At 63.2% G+C, this 15955-nt stretch carries 15 protein-coding genes and 1 other RNA gene; 11 read left to right on the top strand and 5 right to left on the bottom strand.

The genetic code is table 11. The features are described 5' to 3' along the window. Nucleotides 1–9 precede the first annotated feature (9 nt). Nucleotides 10–651, bottom strand: coding sequence for a TetR/AcrR family transcriptional regulator (locus tag V1292_RS01135; RefSeq protein ID WP_334369932.1), 642 nt, complete (start codon nt 649–651; stop codon nt 10–12). 188 nt (nt 652–839) lie between these two features. Between V1292_RS01135 and V1292_RS01130 the strand changes: the two genes are divergently transcribed. The 5 genes from V1292_RS01130 (at nt 840) to V1292_RS01110 (ending at nt 7188) form a co-directional block, all read left to right on the top strand. Next, nucleotides 840–2141 carry an HlyD family secretion protein gene (locus tag V1292_RS01130; RefSeq protein ID WP_334369931.1) on the top strand — a complete coding sequence of 434 codons (1302 nt, stop codon included), beginning with the start codon at nt 840–842 and terminating at the stop codon, nt 2139–2141. A gap of 51 nt (nt 2142–2192) precedes the next feature. Next, nucleotides 2193–3776 (top strand): DHA2 family efflux MFS transporter permease subunit, encoded by a 1584-nt coding sequence (locus tag V1292_RS01125; protein WP_334369930.1) that lies wholly within the window; start codon nt 2193–2195, stop codon nt 3774–3776. 60 nt (nt 3777–3836) lie between these two features. Further along, nucleotides 3837–4370 carry an REP-associated tyrosine transposase gene (locus V1292_RS01120; protein ID WP_334369929.1) on the top strand — a complete coding sequence of 178 codons (534 nt, stop codon included), beginning with the start codon at nt 3837–3839 and terminating at the stop codon, nt 4368–4370. Between the two features lie 545 nt (nt 4371–4915). After that, the gene (locus V1292_RS01115; RefSeq protein WP_334369928.1) at nt 4916–6718 is read left to right on the top strand and encodes an ABC transporter ATP-binding protein; all 1803 of its coding nucleotides are present in this window, start codon (nt 4916–4918) and stop codon (nt 6716–6718) included. Between the two features lie 71 nt (nt 6719–6789). Continuing rightward, a complete protein-coding gene (locus tag V1292_RS01110) occupies nt 6790–7188 on the top strand; it encodes a hypothetical protein (protein WP_334369927.1) in 399 nt (132 codons plus the stop codon). Here V1292_RS01110 and V1292_RS01105 read toward each other — a convergent pair. Both V1292_RS01105 and V1292_RS01100 read right to left on the bottom strand, forming a co-directional pair. Continuing rightward, on the bottom strand, nt 7170–8102 hold the full coding sequence (locus V1292_RS01105) for a DMT family transporter (RefSeq protein WP_334369926.1): 933 nt from the start codon (nt 8100–8102) through the stop codon (nt 7170–7172). The genes V1292_RS01110 and V1292_RS01105 overlap by 19 nt on opposite strands. Before the next feature lie 72 nt (nt 8103–8174). Then, nucleotides 8175–8918: a sulfite exporter TauE/SafE family protein gene (locus V1292_RS01100; RefSeq protein WP_334369925.1), complete on the bottom strand. Its 744-nt coding sequence runs from the start codon at nt 8916–8918 to the stop codon at nt 8175–8177. Nucleotides 8919–9106: 188 nt separating this feature from the next. Here V1292_RS01100 and V1292_RS01095 point away from each other — a divergent pair, with 188 nt between their 5' ends. From V1292_RS01095 to V1292_RS01085, 3 genes are all read left to right on the top strand, one after another. After that, nucleotides 9107–9823: an alpha/beta fold hydrolase gene (locus V1292_RS01095; RefSeq protein ID WP_334369924.1), complete on the top strand. Its 717-nt coding sequence runs from the start codon at nt 9107–9109 to the stop codon at nt 9821–9823. A gap of 103 nt (nt 9824–9926) precedes the next feature. Next, nucleotides 9927–10892 carry a helix-turn-helix transcriptional regulator gene (locus tag V1292_RS01090; protein ID WP_334369923.1) on the top strand — a complete coding sequence of 322 codons (966 nt, stop codon included), beginning with the start codon at nt 9927–9929 and terminating at the stop codon, nt 10890–10892. A gap of 100 nt (nt 10893–10992) precedes the next feature. After that, nucleotides 10993–11721: an alpha/beta fold hydrolase gene (locus V1292_RS01085; protein ID WP_334369922.1), complete on the top strand. Its 729-nt coding sequence runs from the start codon at nt 10993–10995 to the stop codon at nt 11719–11721. Nucleotides 11722–11903: 182 nt separating this feature from the next. Here V1292_RS01085 and rnpB read toward each other — a convergent pair. Beyond that, nucleotides 11904–12326: RNase P RNA component class A (rnpB, locus tag V1292_RS01080), an RNA gene on the bottom strand. A 133-nt stretch (nt 12327–12459) separates the two neighbouring features. On the opposite strand from rnpB, the gene V1292_RS01075 reads away from it, so the two are divergent. The 3 genes from V1292_RS01075 to V1292_RS01065 all read left to right on the top strand — a co-directional run bounded on the left by V1292_RS01075 (nt 12460) and on the right by V1292_RS01065 (nt 14764). Further along, entirely contained in the window at nt 12460–12891 is a 432-nt protein-coding gene (locus V1292_RS01075; RefSeq protein WP_334369921.1) for a PAS domain S-box protein, read from the top strand. Nucleotides 12892–13018: 127 nt separating this feature from the next. Next, on the top strand, nt 13019–13369 hold the full coding sequence (locus tag V1292_RS01070; RefSeq protein ID WP_334369920.1) for a YciI family protein: 351 nt from the start codon (nt 13019–13021) through the stop codon (nt 13367–13369). Between the two features lie 141 nt (nt 13370–13510). Then, the gene (locus V1292_RS01065; protein WP_334369919.1) at nt 13511–14764 is read left to right on the top strand and encodes an RNA polymerase sigma factor; all 1254 of its coding nucleotides are present in this window, start codon (nt 13511–13513) and stop codon (nt 14762–14764) included. A gap of 173 nt (nt 14765–14937) precedes the next feature. Here V1292_RS01065 and V1292_RS01060 read toward each other — a convergent pair whose 3' ends face one another. Further along, nucleotides 14938–15804 carry an N-acetylmuramoyl-L-alanine amidase gene (locus V1292_RS01060; protein ID WP_334369918.1) on the bottom strand — a complete coding sequence of 289 codons (867 nt, stop codon included), beginning with the start codon at nt 15802–15804 and terminating at the stop codon, nt 14938–14940. Between the last annotated feature and the right edge of the window lie 151 nt (nt 15805–15955).

The raw sequence follows: 15955 nt of genomic DNA, 5'->3' as shown, positions 1-15955 counted from the left end.
AGGCCGGTCTTACGCCGGCTTCGCCCGATAGGTCTGCAGGAACATCCGCGTTGCGCTGTCGACCACGCGCGCGATGCGCTCTGCCGACGGCGCCGGCTCGGCCTGAAACACGAACGGCAGGAACAGCGTCGCTTGGCACATCTGCAGGAACTGCGCGGCGGCGAGGGCGCAGTCGTCGATCGCAAGATCGTTCGACCGGACATGCGCCTGCAGATACTCGGCGAGGCGGTTGATCGTCTTTGCCAGCACGTTCCCGTAAAATTGGCGTCCGACCTCCGGCATCCGCTCGGCGATTGCCATTACCGTGCGGATCGACGAACCGCCGCCCGGCCGGCAGATCGAGCCGATATAGGTTCGGCCGAATTCGCGCAGCGTGGTCTCGACATCGCGTTTCGGATCGAGATTGTACGCGATCTTGCTTTTTTCGAGCGCGTCGTCCTCGACAATGGCCTCGAACAGCCGGCTCTTGTCGGCGAAGTAAACGTAAAGCGTGCCCTTGGAGACGCCGGCTGACCGCGCAATTTCGTTCATGCTGGCCCCATCAAAACCCAGATCCATGAACACCTTGCGCGCGCCGTCCAAAATCTGGCGGCGCTTCGAACTGTCCTCCTCGCCTAAGGGATGAATCCTGTTTGCTGTGGGTGCAACCATTGGTTTATCTTCTCGCGCGAGTATTCAACCCCGGATATAGCGGGAAGCCTATTTTCGCTTTATGGTCGATATCAGTAATCTAACTTGACCGAACCGTTCGGTCAATGATATTTTGAGTTAAAGGCGCCAGTGCGGCCGGTTTCCGTGGCCTCATGCATCGCGACATTTTGGAATGGGGAGGCCCGTTGATGGCCGCAGCGAGAGACCAGGCGGCACGCGTCGTTCGCGCCGAGCCGGACGGGGAGCAGGATGAAGCCGCGCCTGAGGCCGGACCTCAGTTCGCCGATCAGTTGCGGACCCACGTAGCGGAAGAAACCAGGCGTCGTCCCGCGGAGCCGCCCGGCGCCCCCGCAATTGAAAAGCCGGCCGCGGCGTCCGTCGATGCCTCGGCGACGGCGAAACCGGGCAAGCGCAAGTTCATCATGATCGGCGTGCTCGGCTTGCTCGTGCTCGCGGCCGCCGCTTACGGGGTCTACTTCGTTCTCGTCGGCCGCTTCTATGTTTCGACCGACGATGCCTACGTTCGCGCCAACAACACCACGCTCGGCGCCCGGGTATCGGGCCATGTCGCGGCTATCCTGCCGCGCGACAATTCGCTCGTTCGCGCCGGCGACGTGATTTTCAGGATCGACGACGGCGACTACCGCATCGCGGTGGAAGCCGCGCGCAGCAAGATCGCGACCCAGCAGGCGACCATCGACCGTATCGGCCGTCAGGTCACGGCGCTGGAAAGCGCCGTCGAGCAGACCAGGGCGCAGCTCGCTTCCGCGGAAGCGGCGATGAAACGCGCTGGCCTCGACTTCGATCGCCAGCAGACGCTGAGCACCAAGGGCTTTGCCTCGCGCGCCGCGTTCGAGGTTTCCGAAGCCGGCCGCGACCAGAGCCTTGCCGCGGTGAAGTCGGCGCAGGCCGCCCATGACGCCGCGCGCGACAATGTCGAGGTGACGAAGGCGCAACAGGCCGAGGCCCGCGCGCAGCTCGTGGAGTTGCAGACCCAGCTTGCCAAGGCGGAGCGCGACCTTGCCTTCACCTCGGTGCGCGCTCCCGTCGACGGCACCTTCTCCAATCGCCTCGTCAACGCCGGCGATTTCATCCAGGCCGGGCAGCGGCTCGCCAATGTGGTGCCGCTCAACGACGTCTTCATCGACGCCAATTACAAGGAAACCCAGCTCAAGCGCATCCGTCCCGGTCAGCCCGTAAAAATATCGGTGGATGCGTACGGCCATCGCAAATTCGCCGGCGTCATCGACAGCATTTCACCCGCGGCAGGATCGGTGTTCACGCTGCTGCCGCCGGACAACGCCACCGGCAACTTCACCAAGATCGTGCAGCGGCTGCCGGTTCGCATTCGCGTGCCGAAGGACGTTGCGAAGCAGAACCTGCTGCGCGCCGGCATGTCCGTCTATGTGACCGTCGACACCCGCGAGGGCGCCGCCGACGCGGACAGCGAAGCCGACCTCGACGCGCCCGGGATGGTTCAACCGCAGTAATTCTTCTTGAAGCCCTCCGGGCGAAAGCCCGGCCCCTGTGCCGAGCTGACCATGGCCGACGCCACCACCGCATCGCCTTCGCTGATGAATGAAGCGGCCGACGAGCGCATCCCGCCGCGGCGGCTGTTTGCGTTTCTCATCATGGTGTTCGGGATGTTCATGTCGATCCTGGACATCCAGGTCGTCTCGGCGTCGCTACAGCAGATTCAGGCCGGCCTTTCCGCCAGTTCCAGCGAAGTGTCGTGGGTGCAGACCTCGTACCTGATCGCCGAGGTGATCGCGATCCCGCTATCCGGCTTTCTGTCGCGCGCGTTCGGCACACGTTTGCTGTTTGCGATTTCCGCCTCCGGCTTCACCGTCGCAAGCTTGTTCTGCGGCTTTGCCTCGACCATCGAGCAGATGATCGTGTGGCGCGCGATCCAGGGATTTTTGGGCGCGGGCATGATCCCGACCGTGTTCGCATCCGCCTATACGGTGTTTCCGCGTTCGAAAATCCATATCGTCGCGCCGATCATCGGCCTGGTCGCGACACTGGCGCCGACGATCGGGCCGACGGTCGGCGGATTCATTACAGACACGATGTCGTGGCACTGGCTGTTCTTCATCAACATCGTTCCCGGCATCGGCATCACCATCGGCGTGTGGGCGCTGTGCGATTTCGACAAGCCGAATTTCGCGCTGCTCGAGCATTTCGACTGGTGGGGCCTATTGTTCATGGCCGGCTTCCTCGGCACGCTCGAATATGTGCTGGAAGAGGGGCCGCAGTCGCAATGGCTGGAAGACACCTCGGTCGCGGTCTGCGCCGCGATCTGTGCGATCTCGGCGATCGCCTTCTTCTGGCGCGTGTTCAGCGTGCGAGAGCCAATCGTCGACCTCCTGACCTTTACCGACCGCAATTTCAGCCTCTGCTGCCTGATCTCGTTCTGCGTCGGCATCGGCCTTTACGGGCTCACCTACATGTATCCGCGTTACCTCGCCGAAGTGCGTGGCTACAGCCCGATGATGATCGGTGAGACCATGTTCGTGTCTGGTATCGCCATGTTTCTCACCGCCCCGATCGTGGGGCGGCTGATGGCGAAATACGACGTGCGCTACCTGATCGCGACCGGTCTGGTGCTGTTCGCGCTCGGCTCGTACCAGATGACCTGGATGACGAAAGAGTATGATTTCTACGAATTGCTGCTGCCGCAGATTTTGCGCGGAGCCGGCTTGATGCTGGTGATAGTGCCGACCAACACAATCGCGCTCGGCACGCTGGCTCCGGAGCGCGTGAAGAACGCCTCGGGTCTGTTCAACCTGACGCGCAATCTCGGCGGTGCGGTAGGCCTCGCCGTCATCAACCAGGTGCTGAACGAGCGCACCGACCTGCACATCTCGCGGCTCCACGACCGTGTCACCTGGGGCAACGCCACCGCGGTCGAGACGCTCAACATGTTCACCCAGCGCCTGCAGGGCATGGGCGATTCCGCGCTGATGGCGATGAAGCAATTGTCGCAGATCGTGCACCGTCAGGCCGTCGTGATGGGCTATGGCGACGCCTTCTTCATGCTGACCGTGTTCTATTTCGCCCTGAGCCTGCTGGTGATGGTTCTGAAAAAGCCTTCTGCAGCGGCGCTCGGCGGCGATGCGCATTAGCATACGTAGCCCGCATGAGCGCAGCGACATGCGGGATGTAGAGGATGGCGTTAGTCGAACATGGTCAACTATCGACGCAATTTCGTCCCTGGCGGAACGTTCTTCTTCACGGTCACGCTAGCAGATCGATGCTCCAAGGTCCTTGTAGAGCGCGTCGATCTCTTGCGCGACGCGCTACGCGTGGCTCGTCAGGAGCGCCCATTCGTCATCGACGCGGTCGTGATCCTCCCCGACCATCTGCACGCGATCCTCACATTGCCATCTGGCGATTCGGATTTTTCCGGACGCTGGCGGCGTATAAAGGGGCATTTCAGCAGCGCTTTCATCGATACTTCGCCTCAGTTGAGGCGCCGGCCGAACGGTGATTTGGCGCTTTGGCAAAGACGATTCTGGGAACACACGATCCGCGATGAGAACGACTTTGCGCGGCATGTTGATTACATTCATTACAATCCGGTCAAGCATGGTCTTGTGCAGCGCGTGCGCGATTGGCCGTATTCGTCGTTTCATCGTTTTGTGAGAGCCGGGATATTACCTGATGATTGGGCGGGAGACGCTGATCAAAGCAGGGACGGTTTTGGAGAGCGCGAGTGATTGGATAGAACGGCCACCGGATGTCGCTGCGCTCATCCGGGCTACGGGGCTTGCCCGACACGGCCATTGTAGCCCGCATGAGCGCAGCGACATGCGGGAATGCTTTTGATAGCGCGATGATCGGATGAAGTGGTCCCGGATGTCGCTTCGCTCATCCGGGCTACGTATCTGAAAAAGCCTTCTGCAGCGGTGCTTGGCGGCGATGCGCATTAGAAGCGGCGCAACAACGCCGTTCACGCCCTTGTCATGTTGCAAACTACCCGCGATGCATTTATAAGCTGCGCATTGTCGCTCGAACCGGGGAGATTTGCATGATTTCGATGTATTCGCAGATCGCGCCCTCGCGTCCGATGCTTGTGCTGGTTTTTAGGACGCGTCGCTGAGCGCGATCTCCGCCGGCCCTGATCGGGCCTGACGCCCGATCTTTCCAAACTTCCCAACGACTTAACGACAGTTTTCAACGACGCATGCGTTCGGCCCGAGGCTGCCCGCGCGTCAAACCCAGATGGAGCCGGCATGCGCCTTTCGCGCAGCCGGATGACGCCATGACCGTTCAAACAGACAAACGTCCCGCGGCGATACGCGTGGTGATCCCGTTCGTGTTCCGCCATTGGCTGCGACAGCCCGGCCGCGCGATCGTCGTCGCCGGCGGCCTGCTCGGCGCGACCGCGGCCGACCTGTTCATGCCGATCTTCTCCGGCCATCTGGTCGACGCGTTGACGCGGGGCACCGCAGATCCGGCGGCGCGCCATGCCGCGTTTGTCGCCTTCGGCGGGATCGTCGCGCTCGGCCTCATGTCGATGATCCTGCGCCTCACCGGCCTGCAGGCGATCGTGCCGTTCACGCTCACGACCATGTCCGACGTGTCGCGCGACGCTTTCGCGCGCGTGCAGCGCTTCTCGACCGACTGGCACGCGAACAGCTTTGCCGGCTCCACCGTGCGCAAGATCACGCGCGGCATGTGGGCGCTCGACCTGCTCAACGACACCATCTTGATGGCGCTGCTGCCGTCGCTATTGGTGCTGGTCGGCTCGATGATCCTGCTCGGGCTGCACTGGCCGGTGTTAGGTGCGGTCATCGCGGTCGGCACCGTGATCTATGTCTCGATGACGATGGCGTTCTCGGTGAACTACATCGCACCCGTCGCGCGCGTCTCCAACGCCTGGGACACCAAGGTTGGCGGCACGCTGGCCGATGCCTTGACCTGCAATGCGGTGGTGAAATCATTCGGCGCGGAAGCGCGCGAGGATGCGCGGCTGGCCGGCGTCGTCGGACGCTGGCGCACGCGCGTGCGTCGGACGTGGTACCGCTATAATTACACCTCGACGGCGCAACTTGCGGTGCTGTTGTGCTTTCGCGGCTCCGTGATCGGCGGGGCGATCCTGTTGTGGATCGCCGGCCGCGCCACGCCGGGCGACGTCACCTATGTGCTGACCAGCTACTACATTATTCACGCGTACCTGCGTGACGTCGGCATGCACATCAACAACCTGCAGCGTTCGGTGAACGACATGGAGGAGTTGGTCGCGATTCACGACGAGCCGATCGGCATTGCCGATGCGCCGGATGCAAAGCCGATCGACATCCAGGGCGGCCGCATCGTGTTCGACGACGTGACGTTCCATTACGGCGGCCACCGCGCGCCGCTGTATGACGGACTGTCGGTCGAGCTCCGCGCCGGCGAACGGGTCGGCCTGGTCGGCCGCTCCGGCTCCGGCAAGACCACTTTCGTCAAGCTGGTGCAACGGCTCTACGATATCGGCGGCGGAAAAATCCTGATCGACGGTCAGGATGTCGCGAAAGCCACGCAGCAATCGCTGCGCAGCCAGATCGCGATCGTGCAGCAGGAGCCGATCCTGTTTCACCGCACGCTGGCCGAGAACATCGCTTATGGCCGGCCGGGAGCCAGCATGGCTGCGATCGAGCAGGCGGCGCGGCTTGCCAACGCGCATGACTTCATCCTGCGGCTGCCGAAGGGCTACGGCACGCTGGTCGGCGAGCGCGGCGTCAAGCTGTCGGGCGGCGAACGGCAGCGTGTCGCGCTGGCACGCGCGTTCCTGGCGGACGCGCCGGTGCTGATCCTGGACGAGGCAACCTCGAGCCTTGATTCGGAGTCAGAGGGCCTGATCCAGCAGGCGATGGAGCGGCTGATGAAAGGCCGGACCTCGATCGTGATCGCGCACCGGCTGTCGACGGTGCGCAGCCTCGACCGTATCCTGGTGTTCGACCGCGGCGAGATCGTCGAGCAGGGCACGCATGCGGCGCTGACGGCGCGCCCCGGCGGCATCTATCGCGGGCTGTTCGAGCTGCAGGCCACCGAGTTCAGCCGCATTTCGGCGGCGGAGTGAGGTAAGCGCGTATTCTTGCGGACCCGATCGATGTCGGAATATGTTTTCCGGTATCGAGAGGGGCCCGCACGATGCGCTGGTTTCGCAAGGATCGGCCGCCGGAAGTCTGGGAAATCGACGCTCAGCCCGAGGGGGATATCGAGGCGGCGCAAAGGATTCGCGAGATCTGCCTCTCGGCCGCAGCCATCGTCGAGAGGATGGCGACGCTGCGCGGTCCCAAGGCAGAAAGCCAGAGGAACGCTGAAGGCGAGCGGTATCAGGCGGCGATGAAACGCGGGCTCGAAATCGCCAAGAAAATGTCCGACGACGCGATGCGCGATGTCTCGGTCAGCCAGATCATCCGCCTGTCCGTAAAGGCGAACCATCTGAAAACGGCGAGAGTTCTGCTGCGCGCTATCCAGTCGGAAAAGATTAGGGCCGAACTGATCGCGGAAAATCCAGTCCTGACCGATCAGGACGCCGCGAGCTGAGGCGGCTCGCGATTTCGCTGCGGCGGTGAGGGCGCCGGTTTGGCCCGCGTGCGCGTCGAAATGGCGACCGTCACCACGACGGCGGCAGCGAACAGCAGGATCTGCAGCGTGATGGTCTCGCCGTTGAAGAACGCCGCGAGCGCAAAGGTGATGAAGGGTTGCAGCAACTGGATCTGCGAAACCCGCGCGATGCCGCCCATTGCCAGTCCTGCATTCCACGCGAAGAACCCGATCCATTGCGAGAACAGCGCGACGTAGAGCAGCCCGAGCCAGGGTTTCAGCGCGATGTGGGTGATATCGGCGGGCATGGTCAGCACGGCGGCCGGGATCGACAGCGGCAGCGCAATCACCAGAATCCAGCTTATGACCTCCCATCCCGGCATTTGCGAGGTGAGCCGGCCGGAGAATGCGTAGCCGATCGCGGCGACGGCGACGGAGGCGAACAGAAACAGGTCACCGGCTGCGAGAGCACCGCCGCCTTGACGCAATGCAAACATGATCACCAGCGCGGCGCCGGCGACGGAAGCGATCCAGAACAGCGGCCGCGGCCGCTCATGGGTGATGGCGACGGCGACCAGCGCGGTGGCGATCGGCAGCACGCCCAGCACCACGCCGCCATGCGAGGCGTCGACCCTCTGCATGCCCATCGACATCAACAGCGGAAACAGGATCGCGACGCAAAGCATCGCAATGATCAGTTGCAGCCACAGCGCGCGGGGCGGCAGCGGACGGCGCAACACGAGAAGCAGCGCCAGCGAGCACAGCCCGGCGATCGCGGTGCGCAGCGCGGTCAGTGCAATCGGATCAATTTCCGCAACCGCGATCCGCGTCGCCGGCAGCGTGCCGCCGAAGATCGCCATGCCGATGAAGCCCAGCAACAGGCCGAGGCGCTCGCGCGAAGCAGGGGAGCTCATGACGCGATTGGTTAGCCGCTTTGGAGGTCAGCGTACAGCAATCTACTCGGAGCACATGGCGGCTATGCGCGCCTATCTCGGAGCAATGCTGCTCCACACCAATGCGACCCCGGAAAGAAACAGCAGAGCCAGCACGACGTCGTAGAAGTTTCGGTCATTGAGGGCGTGGTAGGTCCGCATGCCAAGACGGGCGCCGATCAGCGTGCCGGGCAGCGCCAGCATCGCCAGCCAGAACACGTCGAATTCAACGAAGCCGCTGGCGATTTGCAGGATGAGCGCGGCCCCGAGCACGCTGCCGTTGAAGATCTGGAAAACGCCGCGGCGCTGATCCTTGGTCCAGCCGCGGATGCTGGCCCACAAGGTCGGCAGCGGGCCCGACAGGCCGGCGAGGCCGCCGAGGATGCCGCCGGCAAATCCGATGGCTGCGTCGGCCGGCCGGCCGCCGAAGCGGAAGGCCATCGGCTTGCGGATGAAATAGAGTGCGGTGGGAAATACCAGCAGCATCACGCCGACGCTGAGCTTGAAGTTTTGCGGGTCGGCGCGCGCGACCAGCAGCGCCCCGATCGGCATGCCGACAAGACCGCCGGCGACGAACGGCCACGCCAGCTTGAAGTCGAGAACTTTCCACATCGACGGCAATGTCGAGATCTGCGAACTCACCGAACAGATCAGGACCAGCGGCACCGCAATGGCTGGCGGCAGGATGTAAAGCCAGATCCCCAGCGCCATCAGCGCCGTGCCGAAACCGGAAAGTCCGGAGACAAAACCGCCGGCGAGCGCGCCGGCAAGCAGGATGGCGTAGGTGGCTAATTCCACTCTTAATATTCCCCCGTCATCCCGGGGCGCATCGAAGATGCGAACCCGGGATCTCGAGATTCCGGGTCTGGTCCTTCGGACCATCCCGGAATGACGATGCTGCGATTTTGCGCCCACGTTTACACGACGCGGCGGGCGGGTACTATCGCAATCGACGTCTTCAACAATAGCATCATGGGAACGACCCAATGAGCTCGACCTCTTCGAAAACCTTCCTCGTCTGTCACGGCGCGTGGTCCGCGGGTTGGGCCTGGAAGAAGATGCATCCGCTGATGCAGGCCGCCGGGCATCGCCTGATCACGCCAACCTACAGCGGTCTCGGCGACCGCGCGCATCTGGCGCATCCGGGGATCGATCTCAATTCGCATATCGAAGACGTACTTGCCGTCATCAGGTATGAAGACCTGCGCGATTTCGTGCTGATCGGCCACAGCTACGGCGGCATGGTCGCGACCGGCGTCGCCGACCTGGCGCGCGACAAGGTCAAGCAGCTCATTTATATCGACGCCTTCGTGCCGCAGGACGGCCAGTCGCTGCTCGATTTGAACGAGGCGGGGCGGGCGCGGATGCAGGAGCTTTCGAAGAGCGGTGACGGCTGGCGCGTGCCGCCAAACCCGACGCCGCCAGATACGTCGCCGGCGGACGTCGAATGGCTCTCCGCCCGTCGCGTCGACATGCCGATCAAGTGTTTCGAGACCAGGCTCAAGCTGCAGGGCGGCGCGCTGACCTTGCCACGCAGCTACATCTACGCCACGCGGATCACGCCCGCCGACACGTTCGGACCGTTCGCCAAAATGACAAAGGGCGATCCCGCCTGGAGCTATTACGAGATCGACGCCAGCCATTCGCCGAATGTCACCGCGCCGGAGGCGTTGATGGCGCTCCTGCAGAAGATCGTGGCGTAGGCCCGTTACCCCATCTACGGGACATCGCAGGCGGATTGACTCTCCGCCACGCGCCCAACAAGCTAGCGAGCCGGTAGTCGACGTCGATCGCGGAGGGCAGGGCATGGCGGCCAGAACGACTTCAGTCATCGAGACGTGGTCAACCGGCCTGGTCGAGCCGGAACGGCGCCTGGACTATTGGATCGGCGCCGTCTGCGAATGTTTTCTCGAAATGGATATCACGACGCAGGTCCGCTCGGGCTTCGACTGCTCCGTTCAGCGCGGCCAACTCGACACGATCGGCATCAACCGCGTGCAGGGATCGGCGCAGCACGTCTATCGCCGCAAAGCCAGCGTCGCCCGCAGCACGGCCAACTACTATTACCTGCTGTGCAAGACCGACAACGAGTGGACGGTGATGCAGAACGGTCACGCGTCGCGAATGCGGCCGATGGATCTCGTGCTGCTGGATTCCCGGCGCTGCTATGAATTCAACTTTCCGGTGAGCGCGGACACGCTGTCGCTGGAGCTGCCGATTCACTGGGTCGAATCGTGGATATCAGATCCCGAGCGGCGCATTGGGCAGCGCATCGACGGGCGCGCCGGCTGGGGCGCGGTGCTCAGCGCATTTGCCTGCCAATTGACTCCGCAGCTCGCCACGGACCAGCCGCTGCCGGCGCGGGTTCTGACCGACCAGCTCGGCGCGCTGCTGGCGCTTGGGTTCGGCAGCGAGATTCCGTGCACATCCGCCGAGCAGCGCGATGCCGCGAAGCTCTTGGACCAGATCGGCTGTGCCATAAGGCTGCGCTACGCCGAGCCGGGACTGACGGCTGTGGCCGTCGCGGAGGATTTGCGTGTCTCGGAGCGGACCTTGCACCGCTGCCTCAACAAAGCGGGCCTGACGTTCAGCGGGCTGCTCAACGATTGCCGCATGGCGGCGGCGCGCCGGATGCTGAGCGAGCCGCGATTCGATCGCATCGGCGTCGGCGGGATCGGGCTGCGGGTCGGTTTTTCCGATCCGTCTCACTTCATCCGCCAATGCCGGAGATATCTCGGCATGACGCCGGGCGCGTTCCGGCGGCAGCGGTAAGGGCCTGGCGCAATCAGGCGATGGCGGTGGCCGAACCCGGCCATCCGGGAATAGCCGTCCCCATCAATGTCTGACTTCCAGAAAATCAGGGGGAGACGGAATGTCAGACATCTATGTTCTTGTTCATGGCGCGTGGCACACCGGCGCCGAAATGGAAGCGGTCGCCGGACATCTTCGCGAGAGCGGCCACGTCGTGCATTGCCCGACAGTCGCCGGCAACAACAATGATGACGATCGCGAGAAAACAGGACTCGATCAGGCGATCTCGTCCGTCGTCACCTACATCGAGGCGAACGATCTCCGCGACATCAGGCTGGTCGGCCACTCCTATGGCGGGATGGTGATCTCGGGCGTTGCCGACCGTCTGACCGACAGGATCAAGCGCCTCGTCTACGTCAACGCCTTCGTTCCACTGGACGGGCAGTGTCTCAACGACATGGTGCCGCCGCACTATGTCGGCCTGTTCGATGCCGTGGCCGCTGCCAACAACAACGCTGTTATGCTGCCGTTCGAAATCTGGCGCGATGCCTTCATCAACGATGCCGATCTCGAACTGGCAAAGTCGGCCTATGCCAGGCTCAACCTGCATCCGTACAAGACGTTCACCGACAAGATCGCGCTGAAGCGTCCACTGGCAGAGCTGCCGATCGGCAAATCCTATGTCAATTGCAGGCAGGACATTGCCCTGCCGCACGGCCTGCCATGGCACCCGCGCTTGTCGGAGCGGCTGGGCCTGTTCCGGCTGGTCGAATGCGACGGCAGCCATGAAATGTTCTTCAGCAACCCGGCGCGGCTGGCGCAGGCGATCGCGGAGGCGGCGCGCGATTAAAATTTGTTGCGATGACGTGTAGCCCGGATGAGCGAAGCGATATCCGGGGTCACTCTCGCCAATCACTCACGTCTCCAAAGCCGTCCCGCATGTCGCTACGCTCATGCGGGCTACAGCCTCTGAACGAATCCGGAAATGGCGAGGGGTCCGGCGTGTTTGCGCCGAACCCCTCATTCATCAGAAATATCAGCCAGCCTGTAAGCCGGGTTCTGTAGGGCACCATTCTTTCGAATGATACGTGACGGCCATTCCTCTGGGACCATGTTCGCACATGGCCTCGAGCAACCTACCCGGACGGCGAGCCTGACATAGCCCTGCGGCGTTATCGCTTTCGCGAACAGCCCGCGTTGCCGTCCCTATTCGGTTTTGCTCCCGGTGGGGTTTGCCATGCCGTCTCCGTTGCCGGAAACGCGGTGCGCTCTTACCGCACCTTTTCACCCTTACCCTCCGAAGCCCGAAGGCGAAGGAGGGCGGTTCGTTCTCTGTGGCACTTTCCCTGGGGTTACCCCCGCCGGACGTTATCCGGCACCGCATGTCGATGGAGCCCGGACTTTCCTCCCCCGCAGCCTTTCGACCATAGCGGAAGCGGCCGTCCGGCCGACTGACGCATTACGAATGGGGGCTCGTGGCCGCGCCGTCAAGGGATGGCGATGGTTAATCCGGTTCCGTCAGCATGATTTTGACATGCGCGACAGCGCGGCATTTGATGCCGGTCGGTTCGATTTCTGGATGCGAGCGATGAACATTCCTCCCGGTCTTGGCGAAGCTCTGCTGCACAGCGCTTCTGACGCGATCATTGCGACCGATCGCGATGGGCGCATCACGTTCTGGAATCCGGGCGCGGAGCGGATATTCGGCTTCACGGCTGCGGAAGCCACCGGCCGGTCGCTCGACCTGATCATCCCTGAAAATTTGCGGGCGCGGCACTGGGCCGGCTTTAGGCATACCATCGAGACGGGAACGAGCCGCTACGGGCACGGCGATTTGTTGTCGGTGCCCGGCCTGACCAAGGACGGCCGGCGGATCTCGGTCGAGTTCACCATCGTCCTGTTGCGAAGCGAAGCGCAGGAGGTCGCGGGCACCGTGGCCGTCATGCGCGACGTAACGAAGCGGTTTGAGGAGGTGAGGGAATTGCAGCGGCGGCTCGCCGAGGCCGGCGGTCGTTCCTGAATACTTCCTGCGCAGATTCCGGCGGCCCGGCTTCCGCCCTAAAATAATTTATTCTGGCGATGTCGTTTTCCGAGGGGCCCGTTCGACTGGGTGTCGGCGATCCAGCCGATCAAGAGGAGTATTCAAGATGCAGTATTTGTTGATGATCTATCGGAGCGAGGCCGAGCTTGGAAAAATGGACGCCGCGGCGCACAAGCAAATGACGGCGGAATACGGGGCGTTCACCCAATCCATCATCCAGAGCGGCCATTTCAAGGCCGGCGACGGCTTGCAGCCGTCAACGACGGCAACCACCGTGCGGGTCCGTGACGGCAAGGTCATGACGACGGACGGTCCGTTCGCAGAGACGCGCGAACAGCTCGGCGGCTATTATCTGGTCGAAGCCAAGGATCTCGACACCGCACTTGGCATCGCCGCCCGGATTCCCGGCGCCAAGACGGGTTCGATCGAGGTCAGGCCGATCATGGTTTATGACTGACGGCGAAGCCGTCATTCCGGGGCGCGAAGCGAACTATGGTGCGCAATTGCGCACCTGAGAATCTCGAGATTCTCCGATGCGCAATTGCGCATCGGAGTTCGATGCTTCGCATCGCCCCGGAATGACGACGTTGGGCACCTTATGACACCCACCGAAATCGAAAAAACATTCCGCGACGAGACGGGGCGGGCGCTGGCCACGCTGATCCGTCTCGTCGGCGATTTCGATCTGGCCGAGGATGCCTTGCAGGACGCGTTCGCGGTGGCGCTGGAACGCTGGCCGGCCGCGGGCCTGCCGTCCAATCCACGTGCCTGGCTGGTCAATGTCGGCCGCAACAAGGCGGTCGATCGTATCAGACGCAACATCGCGTTCCGCGGCAAGCAGCAGGAACTGACGCACGAACTGCTGCTCAACGCATCCGAGCCATGCGAGGACGCCGACAGCGCGCTTGACGACGACATGCTGCGGCTGATTTTCACGTGCTGTCACCCCTCCTTTGCCGCCGAGGTACAGGTCGCGCTGACGCTGCGCACCGTATGCGGGCTCACGACGGCGCAGGTCGCGCGCGCCTTTCTCGCCAGCGAAGATGCGATGGCGCAACGCCTGCTGCGGGCCAAGCAAAAAATCCGTCTTGCCGGCATTCCCTATGAGGTGCCGGAACGCGAAGCACTGGAGCCCCGGCTGCGCGGCGTGCTCGCGGTGGTCTATCTCGTCTTCACCGAGGGATACGCCGCCACGTCAGGGGAAGGCCTGATGCGGCCGGATCTCGCGCGCGAAGCGATTCGGCTGGCGCGGCTGCTCGATGCGTTGATACCTGGGCGTGGCGAGATCAAGGGCCTGCTCGCCCTGATGCTGCTGCATGATGCGCGGCGCGCCGGCCGCGAGACCGCAGGCGGTGACATCGTGCTGCTGGAAGAGCAAGACCGCACGCTATGGGATCGTGCACAGATTTCGGAAGGCTTGCTGCTTGTGGAAGAGGCATTGCGGATACCGGGCCGGCCGCAATCCTACGCGGTGCAGGCGGCGATCGCCGCGCTGCATGCGCGTGCGCCCAGTTACGAAGACACCGACTGGCGGCAGATCGCTGGGCTCTACGAGGTGCTGCTTCGGATCAGCCCGTCGCCGGTGATCGAACTCAATCACGCCGCTGCGGTGTCGATGGTCGATGGGCCGGCGCGGGCGCTCGATCTGGTCGATGCGCTGGCGGCGCGCGGTGGGCTGAAGAGTTATGAGCTGCTGCCGGCCGTCCGCGCTGATTTGCTGCGCAGGCTTGGGCGGCACGACGCAGCGCGGGAAGCGTATCAGGAGGCGACGGTTGCGACGCAGTTGGAGCCGCTGCGAAGGCTGTATGCGCGAAGGATAGCGGAGATGGAGGCAAGCGCGGGCGGACTCTAGCCGTCATTGCGAGCGCAGCGACCCTTCTACGCTTGCTACGCAAGCTTCGCAGGGCTCAAGTCCGCCGAAGCGCCTCTGCGCGAAGGCGGAAGCAATCCATCTTTCCGCACGTCTGGAGAGATGGATTGCTTCGTCGCTTCGCTCCTCGCAATGACGATGGAAGTACCGGTGAGTTACCTCGCCGCCACCGTCGTCATCGCCTCCGCCGGCAGGCTCGCCAATAGCGCATGCAGCGTGCTCATGGTCGAGTGATCGGCGATGCCGTCGACGCGCGCGGGGCGGAAGTGACGCTGGAACGCGGTGACCACTTCCATGGTCGGACCGTCGAACTTGCCGTGGGTCGGGATGTTGTAGCCGTATTTGGCGAGCGCTGCCTGCATGTTGGCGACGCCATCTGAGATGCTGCCGAGCTTGAGCGTTTCGCCGCGCACGATCGGCGCCGGCTGCACCCAATGGCCGACGCCGGAATTCGCCAGCAAGTGCCACGGGAATTTTTCGCCGGGGTCCTTCTTGCGCGCCGGCGCGACGTCGGAATGTGCGAGCACGCGATGTGCAGGTATTTTGCGGCGGAGCATGATGCCGCGGCACAGCGCGATCACGGCGGCGATCTGGCGCGATGGGAAATCCGGATAGCCCCAGTCGTGGCCGCGGTTGATGATCTCGACGCCGATCGAGCAGGAATTGATGTCTTCCTCGCCGGCCCAAGAGGATACGCCGGCGTGCCAGGCGCGCTTGGCTTCCGGCACGCATTGCACGATGCGGCCGTCCTCCAGCACGATGTAATGGGCTGAAACGTCGGTGCCGGGGGTGCAGAGCTGGGCGATCGCGCCTTCCACATCCGGCATGCCGGTGTAGTGCAGCAGGATCATATCGGCGACGCGGCCGTCGTTGCGGTCGCCATAGTTCGGCGACGGGATGACGTCGGATGCGATCGAGGAATCCGGGGTAAAGGTCTTCATGTCGGCGTTGGCCCTGGGAACGGGAAGGGCGCGTTGACGCCTCGAATCAATACCAGCAGATGTGAACGAACCAGAAGCCATTTTTTAAACCCAAACCGGGCGGCAGAGCGGCAACATCGTGTTCAAACGGCAATATCGTTTACTATTCATTTACCGCGTGCCCGCGCAATGCGGGCGGCCGAGTTCCCTCTCGTATTTTGACCGAGTGTGGGCGAGGCGCATCACCATTTTC

The sequence above is a fragment of the Bradyrhizobium sp. AZCC 1719 genome (assembly GCF_036924525.1).
GTDB lineage: Bacteria > Pseudomonadota > Alphaproteobacteria > Rhizobiales > Xanthobacteraceae > Bradyrhizobium.
The sequence above is the reverse complement of the archived record's forward strand: the minus strand, read 5'-3'. Positions and strand labels throughout refer to the sequence as shown.

Coding starts and splice junctions, on each gene's coding strand:
- V1292_RS01110 (WP_334369927.1), top strand. CDS start 6,790: ATGCGCTGGTTTCGCAAGGATCGGCCGCCGGAAGTCTGGGAAATCGAC.
- V1292_RS01060 (WP_334369918.1), bottom strand. CDS start 15,804: ATGGCTTCTGGTTCGTTCACATCTGCTGGTATTGATTCGAGGCGTCAA.
- V1292_RS01095 (WP_334369924.1), top strand. CDS start 9,107: ATGAGCTCGACCTCTTCGAAAACCTTCCTCGTCTGTCACGGCGCGTGG.
- V1292_RS01115 (WP_334369928.1), top strand. CDS start 4,916: ATGACCGTTCAAACAGACAAACGTCCCGCGGCGATACGCGTGGTGATC.
- V1292_RS01070 (WP_334369920.1), top strand. CDS start 13,019: ATGCAGTATTTGTTGATGATCTATCGGAGCGAGGCCGAGCTTGGAAAA.
- V1292_RS01130 (WP_334369931.1), top strand. CDS start 840: ATGGCCGCAGCGAGAGACCAGGCGGCACGCGTCGTTCGCGCCGAGCCG.
- V1292_RS01105 (WP_334369926.1), bottom strand. CDS start 8,102: ATGAGCTCCCCTGCTTCGCGCGAGCGCCTCGGCCTGTTGCTGGGCTTC.
- V1292_RS01075 (WP_334369921.1), top strand. CDS start 12,460: ATGAACATTCCTCCCGGTCTTGGCGAAGCTCTGCTGCACAGCGCTTCT.
- V1292_RS01085 (WP_334369922.1), top strand. CDS start 10,993: ATGTCAGACATCTATGTTCTTGTTCATGGCGCGTGGCACACCGGCGCC.
- V1292_RS01135 (WP_334369932.1), bottom strand. CDS start 651: ATGGTTGCACCCACAGCAAACAGGATTCATCCCTTAGGCGAGGAGGAC.
- V1292_RS01125 (WP_334369930.1), top strand. CDS start 2,193: ATGGCCGACGCCACCACCGCATCGCCTTCGCTGATGAATGAAGCGGCC.
- V1292_RS01065 (WP_334369919.1), top strand. CDS start 13,511: ATGACACCCACCGAAATCGAAAAAACATTCCGCGACGAGACGGGGCGG.
- V1292_RS01120 (WP_334369929.1), top strand. CDS start 3,837: ATGGTCAACTATCGACGCAATTTCGTCCCTGGCGGAACGTTCTTCTTC.
- V1292_RS01090 (WP_334369923.1), top strand. CDS start 9,927: ATGGCGGCCAGAACGACTTCAGTCATCGAGACGTGGTCAACCGGCCTG.